General features: G+C 63.8%; 4 protein-coding genes. All 4 read left to right on the plus strand.

The features are described 5' to 3' along the window. The coding region (locus tag ACK5IR_RS16760; RefSeq protein ID WP_416930531.1) for a thioester domain-containing protein at positions 1-849 on the plus strand (849 nt) is incomplete at its 5' end. Between the two features lie 132 nt (positions 850-981). After that, the gene (locus ACK5IR_RS16765) at positions 982-1,191 is read left to right on the plus strand and encodes a hypothetical protein (RefSeq protein ID WP_416930533.1); all 210 of its coding nucleotides are present in this window, start codon (positions 982-984) and stop codon (positions 1,189-1,191) included. An 85-nt stretch (positions 1,192-1,276) separates the two neighbouring features. Then, positions 1,277-2,887, plus strand: coding sequence for an exosortase E/protease, VPEID-CTERM system (xrtE, locus tag ACK5IR_RS16770; protein ID WP_416930535.1), 1,611 nt, complete (start codon positions 1,277-1,279; stop codon positions 2,885-2,887). A 133-nt stretch (positions 2,888-3,020) separates the two neighbouring features. After that, a partial coding sequence (locus ACK5IR_RS16775) for a sulfatase-like hydrolase/transferase (protein ID WP_416930536.1) occupies positions 3,021-3,465 on the plus strand: 445 nt, incomplete at its 3' end.

Genomic DNA, 3,465 nt, shown 5'->3' on the forward strand with positions numbered 1-3,465 from the left:
ACCGACGGGGATACGCTGACCATCACTGCGGTGAACGGCACGGCGATATCCGAAGGCCAGACCATCGTTGCCTCCGACGGCGTGAAGATCACGCTGAGCGGCGGTCAGCTGGTCTTCGACGCCACCGGCACCGTCTATGAGGCGGCGCTGATCGGCACCCATAACGATGCCACCTACAGCTACACCATTTCGGACGGCAACGGTGGCTTCGATACGGCCAACGTCGACATGACCTTCTGCGGCGTGACCAACACGCTGGAGACGATCAAGGCCAGCCTGCCCGACAGCGGTGTGGTCAACATCTCGCTCGATCAGACCGGCGGCGAATTCTACAACGCCACGATCACCCAGACGGGCGACGACCGTTTCGACGGCAAGACCTTCGACATCGCCTTCTGCGGCAACGTCAATCTCGGCATCCAGACCGGCCAGGACATCCTGGTCAACTTCTACATGGGTGACGAGGCCTCGGCGCCCGATTCGATCGCGCATCCCGAGAACCTCGATCTGGTGAACTGGATCCTGAACCAGGATTTCACCTCGGTCGACAATGGCGACGGTACCAGCACCACCTATACCGAAGCCGAGATTCAGGGCGCGATCTGGGGTCTGACCGACGGGTTCGTCTTTGTGAACGAGGCCGTTCCGGCCTTCGGCACCAAGGCGAATGCGCAGGAAATCTACCAGCAGGCGCTGCTGAACGGCGAAGGCTACGTGCCGGGCGAAGGCGATATCGTCTCGATCATCGTCGATCCGGTCGATGGCGCGGCGACCAGCGGCAACGAGCAACCCTTCATCATTGGTATCGACTTCGATGATCTCGCACAGGATTGCTTCTGCTTCGGATGAAATTGACCGGCCCGCGCGCGGGCTGGCCTCCCCGGGTTCCGGCAGGTCCAAGTGCCGGAACCGTCCTGCCAAACGGCAGAACGTGAACCATGGCGGAGACTTGGACCTCCGCCGATTTCTGGAGTGACTAAAATGAAAGTACTTTCACTGGCCGGCATTTCGGCCGCGGCGTACGGGCTGATGAACTCGGCCGTGCTCGCCTCCGATTGCATCACTGCTCCCTTCAAGCCCGAATGCCAGACCTCGGTGCCGGAGATCAGCGCGATGGAAGGCACCGCCGCGCTGGTCGCGCTGGCCGCTGTCGTCCTGCTGGTCTGGGAGCGCCGCCGCCGCGCGGCCTGACCTCCTGCGGAGTTGAAAACGACGGGTCCCTGCCAGCGGTTGGGACCCGTCTTCCATTGTCGGACAGATTTATTAGATTCATGCCATGATACCCGAGACAGCCCTTCGGAAAGACCCGCTGCGGCACAGGACAGCCTGGGTTCTGGCCCTCGTTCTGCTGGTGTTCGAACTCGGCGCGATCGGGCTGACCTACAAGCACGCAATCGGCTTCATCTGCCTCGACAACTGGCCGGCCTGGGCCTGTCGCGGCGCCTCCATGGCGCTGGCTTCGGTCTATACGCTGTTCGGGGCGCTGGTGCTGTATTTCCTGCTGCGCCGGTCGCAGGCGGCCGAGCTTTTTTCCGATGCGGGGCGCGATCTGCGGCCGCTGATCCTGAACCTCGCGGGCCTTGCCGTCGCGCTGGTGCCGCTGGCCCTGCTCCGGCAGGGCGATGGAACACGGATGCTCTGGGCGGCACTGGTCCTGTGGGTCGTCGGTTTCGGGCTTCTGCTTGCCGGACTGGTCCTGCTGGTTGCGCCGGTTCACCGGCTGCGCCGGCTGTTTTCCGAATCCGGCGGCCAGCTTCTTGCGGTCGTTGCCGCCGGGTCGCTTGCGCCGGTTCTGGCGGCCGAAACCCGGCCCATGTGGCGGCTCGACGCGATCACCGACATGACATTCGCCGCCGTGGCGTGGATCGTCCGGCGCGCGGGTTACGACATTCAATCCTATCCGGACGAAAAGGTCATCGGTGCGGACGGATTCTTCATCCATATCGCGCAGCAATGTTCGGGGGTCGAGGGGATAACGCTGGTGACGCTGTTCGTCACCATCTATCTTGTCCTCTTCCGGCGGGAGCTGCGGTTTCCCCGCGTTCTCTGGCTCTATCCGGCCGGTATCCTCGCCTCGATGGTTCTCAATATCGTCCGTATCGCGCTGCTTCTCATGATCGGGCTCGAAGGCCGGCCCGAACTTGCGGTCGGCGGCTTTCACAGCCACGCGGGGTGGCTGATGTTCACCCTGGCGGCCTTTGGCATCATCTATGTGGCCAGATCGCTTCCGGGTCTGCAAAAGACGGCGCCTGACACCGCGCTTCCCGGTGTCGCCGCGCCGCTGCCGCCGCTGTCGCAGGATGCGAATGCCGCCCGGATACTGCCCTTTGCGGTATTCATGTTCTCGGCGCTGCTTGCGCAGGTGTTCAGCCAGAATCCGGCGCTGGTATATCCGCTGCGGGTCTGCCTGATGCTGGCCGCGCTGGTCCTGTTCCGGCAGGTCTATGCAGCTCTGCCGCGACGGCCCTCGGCCCTGTCGCTTGCGGTGGGTGCGGCGATCGGCGCGATGTGGGTTCTGGTTCCCTATCAAGTCGCTGACAGCGCGCCGCCGTTCGGGCAATTGTCGGGGGGCGGTCTGGCGATCTGGATGGTCGCGCGCGGCTTCGGCACAATCGTGCTGGTTCCGCTGATCGAGGAACTGTTCTTTCGCGACTATCTCGAAGGTCGGCTGCGCCCGCTGTTCGGACCGGTTCTTGCCGCCTGTATTGGCGCGGCGCTCTTTGCCGCGCTTCATGACCGCTGGGCCGAGGCGTTCGTTGCCGGTCTTGCCCTGTCATGGGTGATGAGCCGCCGCCATCGCCTGGCCGATGCGGTTGCGGCCCACGCGGTCGCCAATGCGATCGTATTCGCCGTCGCGCTGATTTTGGGCGATTTCCACATCATTTGAAGGGCGCAACCCGTCGCGCCGGCAGGGTGCGGTCGCGTGGACGGAACGATGGAAAGACCGCTTTTGTGCGGCGGCGATTCGATGTTAGGCTCGGATTGCATATCGGATGTTCCGCACAACCCGGAGAGGATCAATGCACTTCAACCAGATATTTCCGAACGGCCGGCAGGCCCTGACGCTGGCCCTGGCGCTGACGGCGGCCGGCTGGGCCGCCGAAGCGCAGGAGGCCGCCGGTTCGGCCGACCTGCCCAATGTCCTCGTCATCATGGGCGACGATATCGGCTGGTTCAACACCAGCGCCTACAACAGCGGCATGATGGGCTACACCACCCCCAATATCGACAGTATCGCGGCGGACGGTGTCCGCTTCACCGATGCCTACGGCCAGCAGAGCTGCACGGCGGGGCGCGCGGCCTTCATCACCGGACAGTCGCCCAAACGCACCGGGCTGCTGAAAATCGGGATGCCCGGCGATCCGATCGGGCTTCAGCCCGAGGATCCGACCATCGCCGAAATCCTGAAACCGATGGGCTACGCCACCGGTCAGTTCGGCAAGAACCATCTGGGAGACCTCGATC

The sequence above is a fragment of the Tropicimonas sp. genome (genome assembly GCF_047971885.1).
Lineage (GTDB): Bacteria > Pseudomonadota > Alphaproteobacteria > Rhodobacterales > Rhodobacteraceae > Tropicimonas.

What these genes read in the sequence shown, in the direction of transcription:
- xrtE (WP_416930535.1), top strand. Translation starts at nt 1,277, where the DNA reads ATGATACCCGAGACAGCCCTTCGGAAAGACCCGCTGCGGCACAGGACA.
- ACK5IR_RS16765 (WP_416930533.1), top strand. Translation starts at nt 982, where the DNA reads ATGAAAGTACTTTCACTGGCCGGCATTTCGGCCGCGGCGTACGGGCTG.